The organism is Pseudomonas sp. B1-22 (assembly GCF_050474425.1).
GTDB lineage: Bacteria > Pseudomonadota > Gammaproteobacteria > Pseudomonadales > Pseudomonadaceae > Pseudomonas.
In genome coordinates this window covers 126,612-148,276 of record NZ_JBCHVH010000003.1, presented here as the reverse complement: position 1 = coordinate 148,276, position 21,665 = coordinate 126,612, and the positions used below count along the sequence as shown (strand labels likewise).

The 21,665-nt window shown below is 63.7% G+C and carries 18 protein-coding genes; 8 read left to right on the top strand and 10 right to left on the bottom strand.

Annotated elements, in window-relative coordinates; genetic code table 11:
* The first annotated feature begins 19 nt into the window (after positions 1-19).
* Complete coding sequence (locus tag ACQ5BL_RS12705; protein ID WP_243803994.1) at positions 20-760, top strand: hypothetical protein; 741 nt, start codon at positions 20-22, stop codon at positions 758-760.
* A 139-nt stretch (positions 761-899) separates the two neighbouring features.
* Here the strand turns inward: ACQ5BL_RS12705 and ACQ5BL_RS12700 are convergent, their stop codons facing one another.
* Complete coding sequence (locus ACQ5BL_RS12700) at positions 900-1,838, bottom strand: alpha/beta hydrolase (RefSeq protein ID WP_243803992.1); 939 nt, start codon at positions 1,836-1,838, stop codon at positions 900-902.
* 124 nt (positions 1,839-1,962) lie between these two features.
* On the opposite strand from ACQ5BL_RS12700, the gene ACQ5BL_RS12695 reads away from it, so the two are divergent.
* Positions 1,963-2,541 carry a DUF6436 domain-containing protein gene (locus ACQ5BL_RS12695; RefSeq protein WP_430293161.1) on the top strand — a complete coding sequence of 193 codons (579 nt, stop codon included), beginning with the start codon at positions 1,963-1,965 and terminating at the stop codon, positions 2,539-2,541.
* 85 nt (positions 2,542-2,626) lie between these two features.
* Positions 2,627-3,127 carry a transcriptional regulator gene (locus tag ACQ5BL_RS12690; RefSeq protein ID WP_207886403.1) on the top strand — a complete coding sequence of 167 codons (501 nt, stop codon included), beginning with the start codon at positions 2,627-2,629 and terminating at the stop codon, positions 3,125-3,127.
* A gap of 197 nt (positions 3,128-3,324) precedes the next feature.
* Here ACQ5BL_RS12690 and ACQ5BL_RS12685 read toward each other — a convergent pair whose 3' ends face one another.
* A complete protein-coding gene (locus tag ACQ5BL_RS12685; RefSeq protein WP_243803990.1) occupies positions 3,325-4,377 on the bottom strand; it encodes an AraC family transcriptional regulator in 1,053 nt (350 codons plus the stop codon).
* Positions 4,378-4,497: 120 nt separating this feature from the next.
* Here ACQ5BL_RS12685 and ACQ5BL_RS12680 point away from each other — a divergent pair, with 120 nt between their 5' ends.
* Positions 4,498-6,885 (top strand): penicillin acylase family protein, encoded by a 2,388-nt coding sequence (locus tag ACQ5BL_RS12680; RefSeq protein WP_430293160.1) that lies wholly within the window; start codon positions 4,498-4,500, stop codon positions 6,883-6,885.
* A 398-nt stretch (positions 6,886-7,283) separates the two neighbouring features.
* Here ACQ5BL_RS12680 and ACQ5BL_RS12675 read toward each other — a convergent pair whose 3' ends face one another.
* The 8 genes from ACQ5BL_RS12675 to ACQ5BL_RS12640 form a co-directional block, all read right to left on the bottom strand.
* A complete protein-coding gene (locus ACQ5BL_RS12675; RefSeq protein ID WP_207886406.1) occupies positions 7,284-8,159 on the bottom strand; it encodes an ABC transporter permease subunit in 876 nt (291 codons plus the stop codon).
* Positions 8,156-9,037 carry an ABC transporter permease subunit gene (locus tag ACQ5BL_RS12670; protein ID WP_243804662.1) on the bottom strand — a complete coding sequence of 294 codons (882 nt, stop codon included), beginning with the start codon at positions 9,035-9,037 and terminating at the stop codon, positions 8,156-8,158. Before ACQ5BL_RS12670 ends, ACQ5BL_RS12675 begins: the two co-directional genes overlap by 4 nt.
* 26 nt (positions 9,038-9,063) lie before the next feature.
* Positions 9,064-10,218 carry an ABC transporter ATP-binding protein gene (locus ACQ5BL_RS12665; protein ID WP_207886407.1) on the bottom strand — a complete coding sequence of 385 codons (1,155 nt, stop codon included), beginning with the start codon at positions 10,216-10,218 and terminating at the stop codon, positions 9,064-9,066.
* A 151-nt stretch (positions 10,219-10,369) separates the two neighbouring features.
* On the bottom strand, positions 10,370-11,404 hold the full coding sequence (locus tag ACQ5BL_RS12660) for a polyamine ABC transporter substrate-binding protein (RefSeq protein ID WP_243434711.1): 1,035 nt from the start codon (positions 11,402-11,404) through the stop codon (positions 10,370-10,372).
* Between the two features lie 280 nt (positions 11,405-11,684).
* Positions 11,685-12,785, bottom strand: coding sequence for a polyamine ABC transporter substrate-binding protein (locus ACQ5BL_RS12655; protein ID WP_207886409.1), 1,101 nt, complete (start codon positions 12,783-12,785; stop codon positions 11,685-11,687).
* Between the two features lie 116 nt (positions 12,786-12,901).
* Positions 12,902-14,266 carry an aspartate aminotransferase family protein gene (locus tag ACQ5BL_RS12650; protein WP_207886410.1) on the bottom strand — a complete coding sequence of 455 codons (1,365 nt, stop codon included), beginning with the start codon at positions 14,264-14,266 and terminating at the stop codon, positions 12,902-12,904.
* Between the two features lie 61 nt (positions 14,267-14,327).
* Positions 14,328-15,686 (bottom strand): glutamine synthetase family protein, encoded by a 1,359-nt coding sequence (locus ACQ5BL_RS12645; protein ID WP_243803987.1) that lies wholly within the window; start codon positions 15,684-15,686, stop codon positions 14,328-14,330.
* 39 nt (positions 15,687-15,725) lie between these two features.
* Positions 15,726-16,475 carry a gamma-glutamyl-gamma-aminobutyrate hydrolase family protein gene (locus ACQ5BL_RS12640; protein WP_430293159.1) on the bottom strand — a complete coding sequence of 250 codons (750 nt, stop codon included), beginning with the start codon at positions 16,473-16,475 and terminating at the stop codon, positions 15,726-15,728.
* Between the two features lie 278 nt (positions 16,476-16,753).
* Between ACQ5BL_RS12640 and ACQ5BL_RS12635 the strand changes: the two genes are divergently transcribed.
* The 4 genes from ACQ5BL_RS12635 to aguA all read left to right on the top strand — a co-directional run bounded on the left by ACQ5BL_RS12635 (position 16,754) and on the right by aguA (position 21,502).
* Positions 16,754-18,133, top strand: coding sequence for a glutamine synthetase family protein (locus tag ACQ5BL_RS12635; protein WP_243803983.1), 1,380 nt, complete (start codon positions 16,754-16,756; stop codon positions 18,131-18,133).
* Between the two features lie 239 nt (positions 18,134-18,372).
* Positions 18,373-19,434, top strand: a complete 1,062-nt coding sequence (locus ACQ5BL_RS12630; RefSeq protein ID WP_430293158.1) for a polyamine ABC transporter substrate-binding protein — start codon at positions 18,373-18,375, stop codon at positions 19,432-19,434.
* Positions 19,435-19,489: 55 nt separating this feature from the next.
* Positions 19,490-20,125 (top strand): TetR/AcrR family transcriptional regulator, encoded by a 636-nt coding sequence (locus ACQ5BL_RS12625; protein WP_430293157.1) that lies wholly within the window; start codon positions 19,490-19,492, stop codon positions 20,123-20,125.
* Between the two features lie 267 nt (positions 20,126-20,392).
* Positions 20,393-21,502, top strand: coding sequence for an agmatine deiminase (aguA, locus tag ACQ5BL_RS12620; protein WP_430293156.1), 1,110 nt, complete (start codon positions 20,393-20,395; stop codon positions 21,500-21,502).
* The last annotated feature ends 163 nt before the right edge of the window (positions 21,503-21,665 follow it).

Below are 21,665 nucleotides of genomic sequence, written 5' to 3'. Positions count from 1 at the left end.
CCGCCCACAAGGAGTTGCAATGCGCGTACTGCTGGCCCTCACTCTTCTGGTACTGGGCATGCCTGCCCTGGCTGACAATTACCAGCGCCTCTACCAGGCCGCCGGTTGGCCCGAGCAGCGCGCGCACTTCAACGACGCCCTGCATACCGCGCAGAAGCGCTACCAGGGCAACCTGCCGCCAGCGCTCTACCAGGCCCTGGTGGACAACAGCAACCGCCGCTTCGCCGCCGCCGACATCGACCAGCGCGCCCTCTCCAGCCTGCGCCAGAACCTGCCGGACAGTATACCGGCGCTGACCTTCTTCGAATCCCCCCTGGGCCACAAGGTCGCCACCGCCGAGACCTTCGCCACCCGCAGCGACCAGTTGCTCAAGTACGCCAACGGCCTGCCGCGCCAGCAGGCCAGCGACGCCCGGCGCCACCTGGTACAGCGACTGGGCAAGGTGTTGCCGGCCCGCGAAGCCGGTGCGGAGGTAAGCCTGGCGCTGGCCAGCGTCGCTGCCGACAGCCTCAGCCAGATGCTCCCCGGCCTGCTCGGCGGCGGACAGGCCCAGGGCATGCTCGACGGCCAGCGGCAGAAGCTGATGGGACAGATCGGCGCCGACCTGGATAACACCCTGCTCTACGTCTATCGCGGGCTGGACGATGCCGAGCTGAGCCAGTTCGCCGCATTCAGCGAGTCCCCGGCCGGGCGCGACTACTATCGCGCCGCCCTGGCCGCCCTGCGCGCCGGATTGTCGGCTTCCGACGACGGTCAATGATCGGATTTTACCTACCGCGTTTGGAGACCACTCCGAGGAACGCCCCACTTAGAATCACTTCCGTCGTAGCGGGGGTGGCGCCTGAGGAGGATGGCGCAGGGAGTGAAGGACACACCCCCACTCGCTCCAGATTCCACCCTTATCCCAGTCTCTCGCTGAGAAACTCGAAGTAGCGCTGACGCAAGGTCTCGCTCTCGTTCGCCAGATGGTGCCGCGCGCCGGTGAGCAGCAGGCACTCGATCTTCTCGAACTTCTCCTCCAGCACCCTCAGGTTGTACTGCCAGTCCACCGTCTCATCGGCGTCGCCCTGCACCACCAGCAGGCTTTGCGCGCCCGGCGGGGCAGCCTCGATGCGCGGAATCCAGCGCGCCAGCGCGCCTACCCAGGCGGTCGGCAGGGTGCGCGGCTGCAGCGGATCGCGATCGCGCAGGAACGTCAGGAAATCCGGATCGGTCGAGTTTTCGGTAAAGCGCCGCGGAATCGAATCCACGAAAGGCCGCAGCACCTGATAGCTCAATTTCGACCAGCCCCAGGCACGCGGGCGCACCAGCGGCGCCAGCAGGATGGTTCGTCCCAGCTCCGGCCGCATCCCGCCGCTCAGCAGATAGTCCAGCAGGATCGCTCCGCCGGTACTCTGCCCGCACAGGTGCCACGGCTGCGGCAGGCCCAGTGCCTGGGCCTGGCCGAGCAGGCCGGCCAGCACCGTCTGGTACTCGGAGAAGTCGCCGATGCTCGCCGCCTTGCCTTCGGACAGGCCGTGTCCCGGCAGGTCGCAGGCCAGCACCGCAAAGCCCATGCCCACCGCCCAGTCGATCACATGGCGGTACAGGCCCATGTGGTCGTAATAGCCATGCATCAGCAGCAGGGTGCCGCGCGCCAGCGCCGGCCGCCAGAGCTGCACGGCGATGCGATAGCCGCCCGCCTCGAAGGTGCCCAGGCGGCTTTGCAGGCCGGGATAACGCCCGGCCAGGTCGAGGCCGTAGAAGCGCTGGTACAACGCGATGCCGCCCTCCATCGTCGCTGCGGTCAGTGGTCGCAGGAGCGGACGCAGCAGATCGGGCTGGAAGGCTTCAGGCATGGGCGATTCGCTTATTGACAGAAAATGAAAGGAGAGCGCGGCGCGCTGCTGGGATATTCAGCCGCGGGCGCCATCATGGCAAGCTTGGCGGCTACTTACCGGCCGCCGTCTTTCGAGAAATGCCATGTCCACCCGCCGCAAAACGCTCATCGGCTGGCTGATCGCCGCCCTCTGCCTCGCCGGCCTGCTCAGCACCTACGGGTGGTATGAGAAGCGCTACATCCGGCCGTTCAGCCACCAGCCGCAGCTGTTCTCCGGCGATCATCTGATGCTGCCGGCGCAGTTGGCCGGCCCCGGGCACATCCGCCTGGTGCATTTCTGGGACCCGGCCTGCCCGTGCAATGTCGGCAACCAGCAGCACCTCGCCGAACTGATCGCGCGCTTCGCGCCGCAAGGCGTGGACTTCTATGCCGTGCAGAAGGCCGGTAGCCACGGACAGCTGCCCGATACCCTGAAGTCCATGCGCACGTTGCCGACCCTGCCCGGCGCAGAACAACTGCCCGCCACGCCAGCCGTGGCGATCTGGGACGCCCAGGGCAATCTCGCCTACGTCGGCCCCTACAGCGAAGGCGCCGTGTGCACCTCCAGCAACAGCTTCATCGAACCAATCCTCGAAGCCCTGGTGCAGGGCCGCCGCGTACAGGCGACCCGTACCCTGGCGGTCGGCTGCTATTGCCCCTGGAGCGGCGCCACGCAGAAGTAGTGACGCAACACCTTAAATGCCGGCCAAACCATGGCTACACTTAGGCGCCGGCCCATGAAGGGCCGTTCGCTATCAAGGAGTTCACATGCGTCTTCATCCCGCCCTCGCCCTGTGCGCCGCTCTCGTCCTGCCCCTGGCCGCCCACGCGGACGACACCCCCAGCAGCAGCCAGGTCATGGAGCAGCACAAGCAGGCCATCAACAACCGGATCGCCGACATCGACTACAAGCGCAAGCGCCTGGTCGAAGCCAACATGAAGCTCACCCCGGAGGAAGGCGAGAAGTTCTGGCCGGTCTACAACACCTATCGCGCCGAAGCCGACAAGCTGAGCAAGAAGACGCTGGCGATCATCATCGACTACGCCGGCGCCTATAACACCGGCGCGGTCAGCAACGACGAAGCCACCAAGCTGCAGAAGCAGGTTCTGGACCTCCAGGACGACAAGCAGGACCTGAAGGAGAAGTACGTCAAGCGCATCGCCAAGGAGGTTTCGGCCACCCGCGCCCTGCGCTTCCTGCAGATCGAAGACCAGCTCGACGCCATGGCCCTGCTCGAAGTGACCCGCGAGATTCCGCTGGCCGACTGATCAGGCTCAGAACCTGTTTACGATCTCGCACGCTGGCGCAGAACAAGGCGCAACGACCAACGGGAGTAACAGCCGCAGGCTGGCCCGAAGGGTGAGCGCCAGCGAATCAAACAGGCGAGGACGCGGAGAGTAAATAAGCAGTTCGAGCCTGTTTTTAACGCAGTTATGCCGACGCGCAGCAGATCGTAAACAGGTCCTCAGGACTCGGCACCGCCCCCGCGTAATTGCTGCCGGTAGCGCTCCGGCGGCGCCGAGTACCAGCGCCGGAAGGCCCGGTAGAAGGGCGACAGCTCGGCGAAACCGCAGGCGCGCGCCACCTCGCGGATCGCCATGCCCTGATCCAGCATCTGCGCGGCACGCTGCCGCCGTACCTCCTCTCGCACATCCCTGAAGGTCTGCGCCCTGGCCGCCAGGCTGCGCTGCAGCAGGCCCGGACGTACGCCCAGTTCGGCCGCGCAACTGCGCAGCGAGCACTCCTCCGCCCCCAGCCGCACGCCGATCAGATAGCGCAGGCGGTTGAGCAGGTCATTCTCGTCGAAGGTCCCCAACTGCTCGCGGGCATGCGCACTGAGCACACGGTGCAGATCCGGGTTGGCCGTGCGCGACGGGCGCGACAGCAGCGCGCGATCGAACAGCAGCGCGTCATGGGACTGGTCGAATCGGGGCGTCAGTCCATACAGCCTCCGGTGCTCGGCGAGGCGACGCGGCGGCGCGTGGCGGAACTCGATGGCGTTGACGCGGAACTCGCCATCGGTGATCAGCGCCAGCAGCTTGAGGAACAGCAGCATCAGGCATTCCATCTGCTGGCGCAGGCTCGGCACGCCCAGATAGTTGAGGTCGAGGATCAGCCGCACCTGTTCGCCCTCCTCGAGCATCTGCGCGGCAAAGCCGCCGGAGAGAATGTGCTGGAAGCGCAGGAAGCTCGACAGGGCCTCGCGCAGGTCGGCGCTGGCCATCAGCAGGTAGCCGACCACGTCCAGCAGGCGCGGCTTCATCACCTCGCCCAGGTGCAGGCCGATATCGCAGTCGCCAGTGATCTCGTCCAGCGTGCTCCAGAACAGCGGCGCGTCGTCATGCACCAGGCGTCCGCTCTGCGCCGGTGCCGGCAGGCGGACCTTCTGCAGGGCCTGGCGATAGACGTCGGTGGGATCGAAGCCCAGGTCGGCGAGCGATTCATACAACAGTCGCCGCAGTGTGGCGGACTGGGTGAGCGCGGGGGTCGCCGGGAAATTCAGCTCGGGGGTGGGCATGGGCTCTTGGTGTTCGATCAAGGAAGTTTGACCAAAGAATTCCAGCCCTGAGACATTTGGTCAATGAACGACAACGGCCTTCCTTTGCAGAATCCGTGCATAACAACAAGGAGTTGCCGCATGAAACGCACTTTGACTGTCCTCGCCGTCGTCGTGGCCGCCGCTGCGGCAGGTACCGGCTGGTACCTGCACGGCAAGCAGCCGCAACGTGACGGACAGCTGCCCCTGGCCGGCCTGCACAGCGAGGTCACGGTTCGCTATGACGAGCGCGGCGTGCCGCACATCAAGGCCGGCAGCGAGGAAGACCTGTATCGGGCCATCGGCTACGTCCATGCCCAGGACCGCCTGTTCCAGATGGAGATGCTGCGGCGCCTGTCGCGCGGCGAGCTGGCCGAAGTGCTGGGGCCCAAGCTGGTGGACACCGACCGCCTGTTCCGCAGCCTGCGCATCCGCGACAAGGCCGCCGACTACGTGGCGCGCCAGGACAAGAACTCCCCGGCCTGGAAGGCGCTGGTGGCCTACCTGGATGGCGTCAACCAGTTCCAGGACAGCCATCCGCGCCCTCTGGAGTTCGACATACTCGGCATCCCCAAGCGCCCCTTCACCCCGGAAGACACCGTCAGCGTTGCCGGTTACATGGCCTACAGCTTCGCCGCTGCCTTCCGTACCGAGCCGGTACTCACCTATGTGCGCGACGAACTGGGCGCGGACTACCTGAAGGTCTTCGACCTCGACTGGCACCCCGAGGGCGTACTGAGTCCGAAACCGCTAGCCGCCGCAGACTGGCAGGACCTCAACGCCATCGCGCGGATCAGTCACGCTGCACTGGAGGAAGCCGGCCTGCCGCAGTTCGAGGGCAGCAACGCCTGGGCCATCTCCGGTAGCCGCACGAAGAGCGGCAAGCCGCTGCTGGCGGGCGATCCGCACATCCGCTTCGCGGTGCCGGCGGTGTGGTACGAGATCCAGACCAGCGCTCCGGGCTTCGAGCTCTACGGGCACTACCAGGCGCTCAACCCCTTCGCCTCGCTCGGGCACAACGAGCAGTTCGGCTGGAGCCTGACCATGTTCCAGAACGATGACGTCGACCTGGTCGCGGAAAAGGTCAACCCGGACAACCCCAACCAGGTCTGGTACCGGGGCCAATGGGTCGATCTGAAAAGCGAGGAGCAGAGCATCGCGGTCAAGGGCCAGGCGCCGGTGAAGATCACCCTGCGCAGCTCGCCCCATGGCCCGCTGGTCAACGACGCCCTCGGCACGGCCGCCGGCAAGACGCCGATCGCGATGTGGTGGGCCTTCCTCGAAACCCGGAACCCGATCCTCGACGCCTTCTACCAGCTCGACCGCGCCGACACCCTGGACAAGGCCCGCGCCGCGGCCTCGAAAATCCATTCGCCGGGCCTCAACGTGATCTGGGCCAACGCCCGCGGCGACATCGGCTGGTGGGCCTCGGCGCAACTGCCAGTGCGCCCGGACGGGGTGGTGCCCTACTTCCTGCTCGACGGCAGTACGGGCCAGGCCGACAAGAGCGGCTTCTACCCCTTCAGCGAAAACCCGCAGGAAGAAAACCCGGCGCGCGGCTATATCGTCTCCGCCAACTTCCAGCCGGTCCCGGCCAATGGCCGGCCGATTCCCGGCTACTACAACCTGCCCGATCGCGGCCAGCGCCTGAACGAGCGCCTGGCCGATACGTCGGTGAAATGGGACCTGCAGAACAGCCAGGCGCTGCAACTGGACACCGCCACCGGCTACGGACCGCGCGTCCTCAAGCCGTTGCTGCCGCTGCTGCGCGAGGCGGCTTCGACCGCCGAGGAGAAAGCCCTGGTGGAGCAACTGGCTGCCTGGCAGGGCGATCATCCGGTCGACTCGGTCACCGCCACCCTGTTCAACCAGTTGCTGTACCAGATCGCCGATGGCGCGATGCGCGACGAGACGGGCGACGCCTTCTTCGACAACCTGCTGTCGACCCGCGTGCTGGACGTCGCCCTGCCGCGCCTGGCCGCCGATGACGGCTCGCCCTGGTGGGACAACCGCAAGACGCCGGAAAAGGAAACCCGCGCCGATATCGTCAAGGCCGCCTGGAAGGCCAGCCTGGAACACCTGCGTACGACGCTGGGCCAGGACTCGGCGCAATGGCAATGGGGCAAGGCGCACACCCTGACCCACAGCCACCCGCTGGGCATGCAGAAGCCGCTGGACCGGATCTTCAACGTCGGGCCCTTCGCCGCGCCGGGTGGACACGAAACGCCGAACAACCTGTCGCACCGCGTGGGACCTGCGCCCTGGCAGGTGGTATACGGCCCGTCGACCCGCCGTCTGATCGACTTCGCCGATCCCGCTCACAGCCTGGGCATCAACCCGGTCGGCCAGAGCGGCGTCCCCTTCGACGAGCATTACGACGACCAGGCCCAGGCCTACATCGAAGGCCAATACCTGCCCCAGCACTACGAAGAAGCCGAAGTGAAGGCCAACACCCAGGGCCTGCTCAGGCTGGTACCGGCCAGGCGCTGAAGTACCGCTAAAACAAAACCCCGCGAAAGCGGGGTTTTGTTTTGGAGCTTGAAGAGAGTGCTGCGGGAGATGCCAAAGCTCCCTGGCGCGTTATTTCCCCTAGGGATAACTCTCGGGGTGTTGTATTGGGCGCCCTCTCCCGCACGTGTGCCAATGGTTCACTGGAAGTTGCCGTTGACGTTGCCGACCCTGGTTCGGGGGGAGGCCGGCAGACGACACCGAACGAGTTAAATATTAGTTGGCCATTTCACCTGAGAAGGGCCTTGTACTTACAGATTTTTCCGATAAACCGAGGAATTCCAGACACTTCGGAATAACGCGGGCACAAAAGACACGGGCCACCCGAAGGTGGCCCGTGGTTCGACAATCGCCGGAAGCAACCGGCCGACAAGACGGTGTCAGGCGGTGGCTGTCGAACCTTTTTGCTGCCAGTCGGTCGCGTTGGACTCCATGGCTTCCTGGATTGCGCGCTTGCGACGCTCTTCGGCCTGACGGGTGAAGTACCAGGCGAAGAAGGTGAACAGCGACACGGTCAGCAGGATCAGGCTGGCAACGGCGTTGATCTCCGGCTTCACGCCCAGGCGCACGGCGGAGAACACTTCCATCGGCAGGGTGGTGGAGCCAGGACCGGACACGAAGCTGGCCAGTACCAGGTCGTCCAGCGACAGGGCGAAGGACATCATGCCGCCCGCTGCCAGCGACGGCGCGATCATCGGGATGGTGATCAGCATGAACACTTTCCAGGGCTTGGCGCCCAGGTCCATGGCCGCTTCCTCGATCGACAGGTCCAGCTCACGCAGACGCGCCGACACCACCACCGCCACGTAGGACGAGCAGAAGCTGGTGTGGGCGATCCAGATGGTCACGATGCCGCGCTCCTGCGGCCAGCCGATCAGCTGGGCCATGGCCACGAACAGCAGCAGCAGCGACAGACCGGTGATCACCTCGGGCATGACCAGCGGTGCGGTGACCATGCCGCCGAACAGCGTACGGCCACGGAAGCGCGGGATGCGGGTCAGCACGAAGGCGGCCAGGGTACCCAGTGCCACGGAGGAGAACGCGGTGTAGACGGCGATCTCCAGCGAGCGGAACACCGAACCGATCAGTTGCTGGTTGTCGAGCAGGCCGACGTACCACTTGACCGACCAGCCACCCCAAACGGTCACCAGCTTGGAGCCGTTGAAGGAGTAGATGACCAGGATGATCATCGGCACGTAGATGAAGAGCAGGCCCAACACCAGCATGATGTTGGAGAACGACCAACGCTTGTTCATACCTTGCCCTCCAGCTCTTTCGCCTGGTTCTTGTTGAACAGGATGATGGGCACGATCAGGATCGCCAGCATCACCACGGCGAGGGCGGAAGCCACCGGCCAGTCACGGTTGTTGAAGAATTCCTGCCACAGCACCTTACCGATCATCAGCGTCTCGGGGCCGCCGAGCAGTTCCGGGATCACGAACTCGCCCACCGCCGGGATGAACACCAGCATGCAGCCGGCGATGATGCCGTTCTTGGACAGCGGCACGGTGATCTTCCAGAAGCGGGTGAAGTTGCGCGCGCCGAGGTCGGACGCGGCTTCCAGCAGGCTCATGTCGTGCTTCACCAGGTTGGCGTAGAGCGGCATGACCATGAACGGCAGGTAGGAGTAGACGATACCGATGTACACCGCGAAGTTGGTGTTGAGGATCGTCAGCGGCTCGTTGATCACCCCCAGCCACATCAGGAAGCCATTGAGCAGCCCGTTGTTGGAGAGGATGCCCATCCAGGCGTACACGCGGATCAGGATCGCCGTCCAGGTCGGCATCATGATCAGCAGCAGCAGCACGGTCTGCATTTCCTTGCTGGCGCGCGCGATGGCGTAGGCCATCGGGTAGCCGATCAGCAGGCAGAGCAGCGTACTGATCGCTGCCATCTTCAGCGAACCGAGGTAGGCGTCGATGTACAGCGGGTCGTCCGTCAGCATCAGGTAGTTGCCGAGGTTCATCACCACCTGCAACGTCTGGTCGGCGTACTGGAATACCTCGGTGTACGGCGGAATGGCCACGTCCGCGGCCGCCAGGCTGATCTTCAGCACGATGGCGAAGGGCAGCAGGAAGAACAGGAACAGCCAGAAGAACGGTATGCCGATGACGGCATGCCGCCCCCGGGGCATACGTTTCAGTATCGATGCGCCAATGTTCATGCTTGCAGTACCACGCCGCTGTCGTCATACCAGCTGATGTACACGGACTGGTCCCAGGTCGGGCGAGCCACGTGACGCTCGGCGTTGGCCATGAAGGCCTGTACGACCATGCCGGAGGCGAGCTTGATGTAGTAGACCGAGTGACCGCCCAGATAGGCGATGTCATAAACGGTGCCCTGGGCCCAGTTGCAGCCTTCGTGCTCCAGGTTCTCGGGTTTCTGCGCGCTGACCATGACCTTTTCCGGACGCAGCGCGTAGGTGATGCGCTTGTTCTCGGCACGGGTACTGATGCCGTGGCCGATGTAGATCGGGTTTTCCAGCTGCGGGCAGGCGATCACCGCGTGGTCCTGCACGTCTTCCACGATCTCGCCATCGAACAGGTTGACGTTGCCGATGAACTCGCAGACCAGACGGCTGGCCGGGGTCTCGTAGATGTCCATCGGGCTGCCGATCTGCTCGATGCAACCCAGGTGCATGATGGCGATGCGCTGGGCCATGGTCATGGCCTCTTCCTGGTCGTGGGTCACCATCACGCAGGTCACGCCCACGCGCTCGATGATCTCAACCAGTTCCAGCTGCATCTGCGAGCGCAGCTTCTTGTCCAGGGCGCCCATGGGCTCGTCGAGCAGCAGCAGCTTCGGACGCTTGGCCAGCGAGCGGGCCAGGGCCACGCGCTGACGCTGACCGCCGGAGAGCTGGTGCGGCTTGCGCTTGGCGTACTGGGTCATCTGCACGAGCTTGAGCATCTCGTCGACGATCTTGTCGATCTCGTCCTTGGGCAGGCCATCCTGCTTCAGGCCGAAGGCGATGTTCTGCGCCACGCTCATGTGGGGGAACAGCGCATAGGACTGGAACATCATGTTGATCGGCCGCTCATAGGGCGGCAGGTCGGTAATGTCCTGGCCATCGAGGAGGATGCGACCTTCAGTGGGACGCTCGAAACCGGCCAGCATGCGCAGCAGGGTCGACTTGCCCGACCCCGAACCACCGAGCAGGGCGAAGATCTCGCCCTTCTTGATTTCCAGGGACACGCTGTCCACAGCCAACGTTTCGTCGAACTGCTTGCTGACCCGGTCGATTTTTACCAGAACCTCTTTCGGTTTCTGGTCGCCACTGAGGGCTTTCTTGTAGGCACCGGAGGCTATTGCCATTACCACAACTCCCAAATCATAGAGGCCCGACCCCCGCGGCCGGGCATGCTTGGCATTACTAAGGGCTGGCGCAGTTTACGTGCGCCGGGAGGCCATTTAAGGACCTCCGCGACGCTCCGTGCCCGCGCGGACGGATTCGCAGGAATCCGCCTTACTTGCCCGACTTGATCTTGGTCCAGGACCGGGTCATGAGGCGCAGGATCTTCGGCGGCAGCTCATGCTGCACGAAGAGCTTGTCGAGAACCTCCTGAGGGGGATAGACCTCGGGATTGTTGCGCACTGACTCATCCATGAATTCGCCAGCCTTGGGGTTCGGGTTGGCGTAACCGACGTAATCGCTGACCTTGGCGATCACTTCGGGCTTGAGCAGGTAGTTGATGAACGTATGGGCGGCCTTGGGGTTGGAGGCATCCTTCGGAATGGCGAGGATGTCGAACCACAGGTTGGCGCCTTCCTTGGGAATGGCGTAGGCGATGTTCACGCCCTTGCCGGCTTCCTTGGCGCGGTTGGCGGCCTGGAATACGTCACCGGAGAAACCGGCCGCAACGCAGATGTTGCCGTTGGCCAGGTCGGAAATGTACTTGGACGAATGGAAGTAGGTGACGTACGGGCGCACCGCCATCAGCTTCTCTTCCACCTTCTTGTAGTCGTCCGGGTTGGTGCTGTTGGGGTCCAGCCCCATGTACTTGAGCACAGCCGGCATCATCTCGTCGCCCGAATCGAGGAAGGCGACGCCGCACTGGCTGAGCTTCTTCATGTTCTCGGGCTCGAACAGGATGGCCCACGAATCGATCTTGTCGACACCCAGAACGGCCTTGACCTTGTCGACGTTGTAGCCGATGCCGTTGGTGCCCCACAGGTACGGCACGCCGTACTGGTTGCCCGGGTCGTTCGCCTCGAGCTGCTTCATCAGGTGCGGATCGAGGTTCGACCAGTTCGGCAGCTGGCTCTTGTCCAGCTTCTGGAACGCGCCGGCCTTGATCTGGCGACCTAGGAAGTGGTTGGACGGCACGACCACGTCATAGCCGGTGCGGCCGGCCAGCAGTTTGCCTTCCAGGGTCTCGTTGGAGTCGAAGACGTCGTACACCGGCTTGATACCGGTTTCCTTCTCGAAATCGGCCAGGGTGGTCTCGCCGATGTAGTCCGACCAGTTGTAGATGTGGACGGTCTGCCCCGCCTGGGCCATCGAGGTCAGGCCAAGTACGGAGACTGCGGCGATCAGGGTTCTGCGGAAGGGAATGCGCACACGTTAGTCCTCTCGTTGTTTCGACTTCTTCTGTCGGTTGGCGGCGACGGCCGTTCCGTGGATAGCGCCAAAGCCTTCAGGTGCGCGAGAGCGCCTCGACTTGCGCAGCCATTCCACTGATGGAAGCTACGGATTTCCTGCCGGGAGAACGGGGGAGCGAACTCCCCCGCCACCTACCCGGTACATCGGCCGGCACGCGAGCGCGCCGGCGACTACCCGATTACTTGCCGGACTTGATGGTGGTCCAGCTGCGGGTCATTGCACGCTGGGTCTTCGCCGGCAGGTCCGGGAAGGCGTACAGCTTTTTCATCACGTCTTCAGGCGGGTAGATGCCCGGGTCGTTACGGATGGCTTCGCTCACCAGCGGGGTCGCAGCGGCGTTGCCGTTCGGGTAGGACACGGTGTCGGAGATCTCCGCCATGATCTGCGGCTCAAGAATGAAGTTGACCCACTTCAGAGCGGCTTCCGGGTTTTCGGAATCCTTCGGGATGGCGATGGTGTCGAAGAATGCACCGGCGCCTTCCTTCGGAATCTTGTAGCTGACGTTCACGCCGTTCTTGGCTTCCACGGCGCGGGACTTGGCCTGGTAGACGTCCCCGGAGTAGCCGATGGCCACGCAGATGTTGCCGTTGGCCAGGTCGGAGATGTACTTCGAGGAGTGGAAGTAGGAGATGTACGGACGGATCTTCAGGAACAGCGCTTCAGCTTCCTTCAGCTCTTTCGGATCCTGGCTGTCCGACTTGTAGCCCAGGTAGTGCAGGGCGGCCGGCAGCATTTCGGTCGGCGAGTCGAGGAAGCTCACGCCGCAGCCTTTCAGCTTCTGGATGTTTTCCGGCTTGAACACCAGGTCCCAGGAATCGACCGGAGCGTTGTCGCCCAGGGCGGCCTTGACCTTGTCCGGGTTGTAGCCGATGCCGATGGTGCCCCACATGTACGGGATGCCGTACTTGTTGCCCGGGTCGCTGACCTCCATGGTCTTCATGATGTCCGGGTTCAGGTTCTTCCAGTTCGGCAGCTTGGAGCGGTCCAGCGGCTGGTAGACGCCGGCCTTGATCTGCTTGGCGAAGAAGGAGTTGGACGGAACCACGATGTCGTAACCCGACTTGCCGGCCAGCAGCTTGGCTTCCAGCACCTCGTTGCTGTCGTAGACGTCGTAGACGACCTTGATCCCGGTTTCCTTGGTGAACTTGTCGACGGTGTCCGGTGCGATGTAGTCCGACCAGTTGTAAACGTGCAGCACTTTGTCGTCAGCCTGCGCCATACCGGCCACAGCGCCCGCCAGAGTCACAGCGAGCAGGGATTTGCCGAGGGTGTTGAACATGCGGGTAGCTCCGTTTGTTTTTTTGATGTTCCGGGTGGCGTGGTCAGTTCGACCGTCACCACCCGGTGAGCCTGGCCAACGCACAGGCGCAGTCTGTCAAAGGTCCGGTGAAAGACTCAAGACAGAACGGCTGCGGCGGTTTGATCGAGGCACTTGCGCGCCAAGGTAATCAGGTCGTCGATCTGCGATTTTTCGATCACCAGAGGCGGCGAAATGATCATAGTGTCTCCCACTGCGCGCATGATCAGGCCGTTGCGGAAGCAATGGTCGCGGCACACCATCCCCACGCCCTTGTCGAACCGCTCACGGGTCTTCTTGTTCTTCACCAGTTCCAGTGCAGCCACCAGACCGACGCCGCGTGCTTCGCCCACCAGCGGATGGTCGGCCAGCTCCTGCCAACGTTTTTGCAAATACGGTGCCGTTTCAGCCTTCACTCGCTCGACGATCTTCTCTTCCCGCAGGATGCGGATGTTCTCCAGCGCGACAGCCGCCGCAACCGGGTGACCAGAGTAAGTGAAGCCGTGGTAGAACTCCCCACCCTCATTCAGGGTATGGACGATTTCGTCGCGAACGATCACACCGCCCATGGGGATGTAGCCCGAGGTCAGGCCCTTGGCGATCGGCATCAGGTCCGGGGCGTTGCCGTAGTACTGGCTGCCGAACCACTCGCCGGTACGGCCGAAGCCGCAGATCACTTCGTCGGCGATGAACAGGATGTCGTACTTGGCGAGGATCTCGCGGATCTTCGGCCAGTAGGTTTCCGGCGGAACGATCACGCCGCCCGCGCCCTGGATGGGCTCGGCGATGAAGGCGGCGACCTTGTCTTCGCCCACTTCCAGGATCTTCTTCTCCAACTGCTCGGCGGCCCAGACGCCGAACTCTTCCGGCGACATGTCGCCACCCTCGCCGTACCAGTAAGGCTGCGGGATGTGCACGATGCCCGGAATCGGCAGGTCGCCCTGGCCGTGCAGCGCCTTCATGCCGCCCAGGCTGACGCCGGCGACGGTGGAGCCGTGGTAGCCGTTCCAGCGGCCGATGACCACTTTCTTCTGCGGCTGGCCCTTGATGGTCCAGTAGTGGCGGACCATGCGCAGCACGGTGTCGTTGGACTCCGAGCCGGAACCGGTGAAGAACACGTGGTTCATGCCTTCGGGGGCGATGTCGGCAATGGCCTTGGCCAGTTCCAGCGCCGGCGGGTGAGCGGTCTGGAAGAACAGGTTGTAGTAGGGCAGCTCCTGCATCTGCTTGTAGGCGGCTTCAGCAAGCTCTTTGCGACCGTAGCCAACGTTCACACACCACAGGCCGGCCATGCCATCGAGGATCTTGTTGCCCTCGCTGTCCCACAGGTAGATACCTTCGGCCTTGGTGATGATGCGAGCACCCTTCTCGTTCAGTTGCTTGTAGTCGGTGAACGGAGCTAGGTGGTGTTCGCGGCTGAGCGCCTGCCAATGCTGGGTCTTGGCGCTGGTCTGGTTAGTCATCTTGATAAAACCTCTCTCTAAGTAACACGAGGCCCGGACGGGGTTCCGGGCCCCACGCCGATCAGACGGAAAGCAGGAGGAACTCGCGTTCCCAGGAGCTGATCACCCGCTTGAAGTTCTCGTGTTCGGCGCGCTTGACCGCGACGTAACCACGAATGAACTTGTCGCCCAGGTAGCTCTCCAGGGTCTTGCTGCCTTCCATGCGTTCCAGCGCCGCCTCGATGGTCAGCGGCAGACGCAGGTTACGCCGTTCGTAGCCCCGGCCCTTGACCTGGGCACTGGGTTTGATGCCCTCGACCATGCCGATGTAGCCGCACAGCAGGCTGGCCGCCAGGGCCAGGTAAGGGTTGGCATCCGCGCCGGCCAGGCGGTTCTCCACGCGGCGGTTCTCCGGATTGGAGTCCGGCACGCGCAGGCCGACGGTGCGGTTCTCTTCACCCCACTCCACGTTCACCGGCGCCGAGGTGTCGGGCAGGAAACGGCGGAACGAGTTGACGTTCGGGGCGAACAGCGGCAGGGCTTCGGGAATGAACTTCTGCAGGCCGCCGACGTGGTGCAGGAACAGCTCGCTCATGCTGCCGTCGGCGTTGGAGAAGATGTTCTTGCCGGTCTTCAGGTCGACGATGCTCTGGTGCAGGTGCATGGCGCTGCCCGGCTCGCCGGTCATCGGCTTGGCCATGAAGGTCGCCGCCACGTTGTGCTTGAGCGCCGCCTCGCGCATGGTGCGCTTGAACACCACGATCTGGTCGGCCAGGTCCAGGGCATCGCCATGACGGAAGTTGATTTCCATCTGCGCGGTGCCTTCTTCATGGATCAGGGTGTCCAGATCCAGGCCCTGCAGTTCGCACCAGTCGTACATGTCCTCGAACAGCGGGTCGAATTCGTTCGCCGCGTCGATGGAGAAGGACTGGCGGCCGGTTTCCTGGCGACCGGAGCGGCCCACCGGGGCCTGCAGCGGGTAATCCGGGTCGTCGCTGCGCTTGGTCAGGTAGAACTCCATCTCCGGCGCGACGATCGGTTTCCAGCCCTTGTCGGCATAGAGCTTGAGCACGCGCTTGAGCACGTTGCGCGGCGACAGCTCGATGGGGTTGCCCATCTTGTCGTAGGTATCGTGGATCACCATCGCGGTCGGTTCGATGGCCCAAGGGACGAGAAACACGGCATTCTCGTCCGGGCGGCAGACCATATCGATGTCGGCCGGGTCCAGCAGGTCGTAATAGATGTCGTCCTCGACGTAATCACCGGTCACGGTCTGCAGGAGGACGCTCTCCGGCAGGCGCATGCCCTTCTCGTTGAGGAATTTGGCAGTCGGCGCGATCTTGCCCCGGGCGATCCCGGTCAGGTCGGCGATCATGCATTCCACTTCGGTGATCTTGCGTTCCTTCAGCCAGCTGCTGAGCTGGTCTAGCTTGGTAGTCATAAAGACCTCAGGGGTTGAGAGCCGGCACCCACGCCAGGCTCAACGGTTCCCCGCCCTCTTGCTGCAGGCCTTGCCGAAGGCCTGGAAGATAGCGAGATAGTTGGGGTTCGTTTCGACCTGCCACTCCGGGTGCCACTGCACCCCGACGGCAAAGGCCGCACCTTCGACGGAGAAGGCTTCAACCAACCCGTCAGGCGCCAGAGCTTCTACACGAAGGCCGGGCGCCAGACGTTCAACGCCCTGGCCGTGAATGGAGTTGACCTGGAACTGCGAGGGTAGCCCGATACCGGCGAATACGCCGCCCGGCTGCACGCTCACCGCGTGCCGCAGTCCATACTGAACCTCGAGCGGCTGGTCGGCCGGCTCGCGGTGATCCATGAAACCTTCGACCTCATGCACTTTCTGGTGCAGCGAACCGCCGAAGGCCACGTTCATTTCCTGGAATCCGCGGCAGATGCCCAGCACCGGAATCCCGGCCGCGACGGCGCGGCGAATCAGCGGCAGCGTGGTGCTGTCGCGCGCGGAATCATGAAGAGTGCCGGCTTCGCTTGCGGAGCCACTATAATGATGAGGCTCGACGTTAGATGACGAGCCAGTGAACAGCAGGCCGTCGAACGCGGCCAACATGGCTTCCTGGTCGATGGCATCGCCCAGGGAGGGAATGATCACCGGAATGCCCGCGGCCCCGGAGATCACAGCTCTGAGGTATTTGTCGCCAGTGACGTGGTAGGGTTTCGAACCGAGCTGCTTGAAGCAGGCAGACACGCCGATTAACGGCAGGCGAGACATGGGGCACCCGTGTTTGTATGTGTTATGGGCTTGAGGCCGAGCTTAGCCTTGTTCATTTTTTTACACAACAGAAATGTAAAAAATCAAACACGCCCCTCTGAACAGCCCGCCAAACAAGGCTTTCCGCTCGCCTGAAGCGACCTGTAACGCCCAAAAACCGGCCCATTGCGAATATGGCGCCCCATTTTGGTGCAACATTGACAACCCTTGCCAATTCGGATTGACTCACACCTCAGCCTTCGAATGATTGAAATTTTTAACAATAAAGGTGTTACATCATGTCGGTACCCCAGAGTGCCGTTTCGCTCGAAGAAGCGAGTGAGTTCCTGAAGGAACACCCCGAGGTCCAGTTCGTCGACCTCCTGATTGCAGATATGAACGGTGTGGTTCGCGGCAAGCGCATCGAACGCACCAGCCTGCCCAAAGTCTATGAGAAAGGCATCAATCTCCCCGCCTCTCTCTTCGCTCTCGACATCACCGGTTCCACTGTAGAAAGCACTGGCCTCGGCCTGGACATTGGCGACGCGGACCGCGTCTGCTTCCCTATCCCCAACACCCTGTCCATGGAACCCTGGCAGAAGCGCCCGACCGCGCAACTGCTGATGACCATGCACGAGATGGAAGAGCGCCAGCCGTTCTTCGCCGACCCCCGTGAAGTGCTGCGCCAGGTGGTGCAGAGATTCACCGACATCGGCCTGACCATCGTCGCGGCCTTCGAGCTCGAGTTCTACCTGATCGACCAGGAGAACGTGAACGGCCGTCCGCAGCCGCCGCGCTCGCCGATCTCCGGCAAGCGTCCGCAATCGGTCCAGGTCTACTCCATCGATGACCTCGACGAGTACGCCGACTGCCTGCAGGACATCATCGACGGCGCCCGCGCCCAGGGCATTCCGGCCGACGCCATCGTCAAGGAAAGCGCCCCGGCACAGTTCGAAGTCAACCTGCACCACGTTGACGACGCCCTGAAGGCCTGCGACTACGCGGTCCTGCTCAAGCGCCTGATCAAGAACGTCGCGTACGACCACGAGATGGATTCGACCTTCATGGCCAAGCCCTACCCGGGCCAGGCTGGCAACGGTCTGCACGTCCACGTCTCGCTGCTCGACAAGGACGGCAAGAACATCTTCACCAGCGAGGATCCCGAGCAGAACGCCGCGTTGCGCCACGCGATCGGCGGTGTGCTCGAGACCCTGCCGGCGTCGATGGCCTTCCTCTGCCCGAACGTCAACTCCTACCGCCGCTTCGGTTCGGCCTTCTTCGTGCCGAACGCACCGAGCTGGGGCCTGGACAACCGTACCGTCGCCCTGCGCGTTCCCACCGGCGCACCGGAGGCGGTTCGCCTGGAGCACCGCGTGGCCGGCGCCGACGCCAACCCTTACCTGCTGCTGTCCGCCGTATTGGCCGGCATCCACCACGGCCTGACCAATCAGGTCGAGCCCGGTGCGCCGATCGAAGGCAACGCCTACGAGCAGCTGGAGCAGAGCCTGCCGAACAACCTGCGCGACGCACTGCGCGAGCTGGACGACAGCGATGTGATGAACAAGTACATCAGCCCCGAGTACATCGACATCTTCGTCGCGTGCAAGGAGCACGAGATGCAGGAGTTCGAATATTCGATCTCCGACCTCGAGTACAACTGGTATCTGCATACCGTCTAAGTGGTGAATGAAACGCCGGCCCGAGTGCCGGCGTTTCTTTGTGCCTCTGGCACACCCTGGGGGACAGCGACATCGCAACGGCGAGGAGGGGCGCCGCGGCAACCCACACCCGCCTTTCCCTGGTGCTCGCGATGCTTCCATCCCGCCCGTCCGGGCGTGCATCGCACCTGTCGTCTTTGCTGTTGCGCCATCAGCGGCTCCGGCCGCATCCGCATGTGGTCAAATCAGGGAGATCGCCAATGCCACGCCTGTACGCCTTGATGTTGTTGCTGCTGTGCCCGTTGTCCGGATGGGCCGACCAGGTCATCCGTGTCTACAACTGGAACGACTACATCGCACCCGAAGTGCTCAAGGACTTCGAGAAGGACACGGGCGTTCGCGTCGAGTACCACACCTACAGCACCGACGAAGAACTCCTCAAAGCTCTGGAAGCAGGCGAACACATCGACGTCGCCGTCCCCTCGCACAACGACCTGCCCGCGCTGATCCGCAAGAACCTGATCCAGCCGCTGGACTTCGCCAAGCTCCCCAACCGCAGCCACCTGGACAGTCAACTGCTGAGCAAGCTGGCCGCGGTCGACCTCAACAACCGGCATGCCGTGCCCTACCTGTGGGGCGCAGTGGGCCTGGCGATCAACGAGCCGGAAGCCGAGAAGGCCTTCGGCGGCAAACTGCCCGACAGCTGGAGCCTGCTGTTCGACCCGCAACAGAGCCAGCGCCTGAAGAGCTGCGGCATGAGCCTGCTGGACGCGCCGGACGAAGCCTTCTCGGTGCTGATGAACTACCAAGGGCGCAACTTCGCCCGCAGCGCACCGTCGCAGATCCGCCGTGCCGGCGAGGCGCTCACCCAGCTGCGCCCGAACCTGCGCTACATCGACAGCGAGCGCTATATTCAGGACCTCAACAACGGCAAGCTGTGCGTCGCCATGGCCTGGGTCGGCGATGCGCTGAACGCCGCCAACGCCGGTCAGCCGGTGCGCTTCCTGGTGCCGCAGGAAGGCTCGGTGCTGTTCATCGACAACCTGGTGATCCCCACCGCTGCCGAGCAGCCCGACCTCGCCCACAAATTCATCGACTACCTGATGCAGCCCAAGGTCGCCGCGCAGATCACCGCCGCCACCCTCTACCCCAACGGCAACAAGGACTCCGCGCAGTTCCTCGATGCCGCCCTGCGCGAACAGCCCGGCCTCTATCCCGACCAGGAAACCAAGCGCCGCCTGTTCGCCCTGGAAACCGCGCCGGAGAAGACCGCTCCGGTGATCACCGAACTCTGGGGCAAGCTGCGCGCCGGTGGAGGCTGACTTGCCGAGCGCCCCGGAGCTGGCGTCCAATAGCCGACCCGCTCCGGAGATCGACATGCCCGCCCCCACTCGCAAGCCCCGCGCCAGCAGCCAGGCGCGCATCGCCGTGATCCTCGACGCCGCCCGCGCGCTGCTGGCCGAAAGCGGCGCGGCGAGCCTGTCGATCTATGCGGTGGCCGAGCGCGCAGGCATTCCGCCCTCCTCCGTCTACCACTTCTTCCCCAGCGTGCCGGCCCTGCTCCAGGGCCTCACCAGCGACGTCCATGCCGCCTTCCGCGCCTGCCTGGAACAGCCCGTCGACCACGGCGCCCTGCGCGACTGGCGCGACCTTGCGCACCTGGTCGAGCAACGCACCCTGGCGGTGTACACAGGCGACGCCGCCGCACGCCAGCTGATCCTCGCCAGCCACGGCCTTGCCGAAGTCACCCAGGCCGACAGCCAGCATGACGTGCAGCTGGGCGCGGCGATGCGTCAGCTGTTCGAGCGGCATTTCGAACTGCCGCCGCTGCCGCAGGACATCGAAGTGTTCAGCCTGGCCATCGAACTGGGCGACCGCGTCTACGCACTTTCCGTGCAGCGCCACGGGCAGATCACCGAACGACTGGCCGAGGAAGGCATGCGGGTGATCGATGCCTACCTGTCGCTGTACCTGCCGCCTTGCCTGCCGAAACGGCCCACACCCCTGCCTTAAATCGATTTTTATCCGATAAAAATCCGGATAGACGGGCGAAATATTTCATAAACGCCCTTCATAAACCGATTTTTATCGGCTATAAATTCTCCCAACCTGGGAGACGCCCAACGCGACGCCGCGACTACCGGCCTATACTGGCCCTCTTGCAACGCTCGCTGGCGACGCCCTCCCGACTGACACAACCCACTGCGTAGGATGGGTGGAGCGCATCGATAAGTATCGGCTTGCGCACCCTTCTGCGAAGCCCTCACCAAGGATCGCCCCATGACCACTCTGACCAGCACTCCCCGCGCCGATGGCTTCCGCATGCCGGCGGAATGGGAACCCCATAGCCAGACCTGGATGGTCTGGCCCGAGCGTCCGGACAACTGGCGCCTGGGCGGCAAGCCCGCACAGGCCGCCTTCAGCGCCGTGGCCCGCGCCATCGCCCGCTTCGAGCCGGTGACCATCGGCGTCTCCGCCGGTCAGTACGAGAATGCCCGCGCCCAACTGGCCGACGCGAGCAACATCCGCGTGGTGGAAATCAGTAACGACGACGCCTGGGTACGCGACACCGGCCCGACCTTCGTCACCAACGACAAGGGCGAAGTGCGCGGCGTGGACTGGACCTTCAACGCCTGGGGCGGCCTGGAAGGCGGCCTGTACTTCCCCTGGCACCGCGATGACCAGGTGGCGAGCAAGATCCTCGGTATCGAGCGTTGCGCCGGCTACCGCACCGAAGGCTTCGTGCTCGAAGGCGGTTCGATCCACGTGGATGGCGAAGGCACCGTGATCACTACCGAGGAGTGCCTGCTCAACCACAACCGCAACCCGCACCTGTCGCGCGAGGAGATCGAAGCCAACCTGCGCGATCACCTGGCCATCGACACCGTGATCTGGCTGCCGGACGGCCTGTTCAACGACGAGACCGACGGTCACGTCGACAACTTCTGCTGCTACGTGCGCCCCGGCGAAGTCCTGCTGGCCTGGACCGATGACGTCAACGACCCGAACTACGCGCGCTGCCAGGCCGCCATGCGTGTGCTGGAAACCGCCCGCGACGCCAAGGGTCGCCAGCTGACCGTGCACAAGATCGTCATTCCCGGCCCGCTCCATGCCACCGAGGCCGAGTGCGAAGGCATCGACATGGTGATCGGCACCCAGCCGCGCGATCCGTCGATCCGCCTGGCCGGTTCCTACGTCAACTTCCTGATCGTCAACGGCGGCATCATCGCCCCGCGCTTCGACGACCCGGCGGATGCCGAGGCCGAAGCCACCTTGAAGCGCATCTTCCCCGAGCACGAAGTGGTCATGGTGCCGGGCCGCGAGATCCTCCTGGGCGGCGGCAACATCCACTGCATCACCCAGCAGCAGCCGGCGCCGCAGAAGCGCTGATTCGCCGAAGCAGGAAAAAAGGCCGTCGTTCCCACCGGAGCGACGGCCTTTTTCATGCGCAGCGGATCACCTTGCAGGAGCGAGCTTGCTCGCGAATCGCCTCACAACGGGACTTGTTCGCGAGCAAGCTCGCTCCTACGAAAAGCACGAAGCGCAGACATGA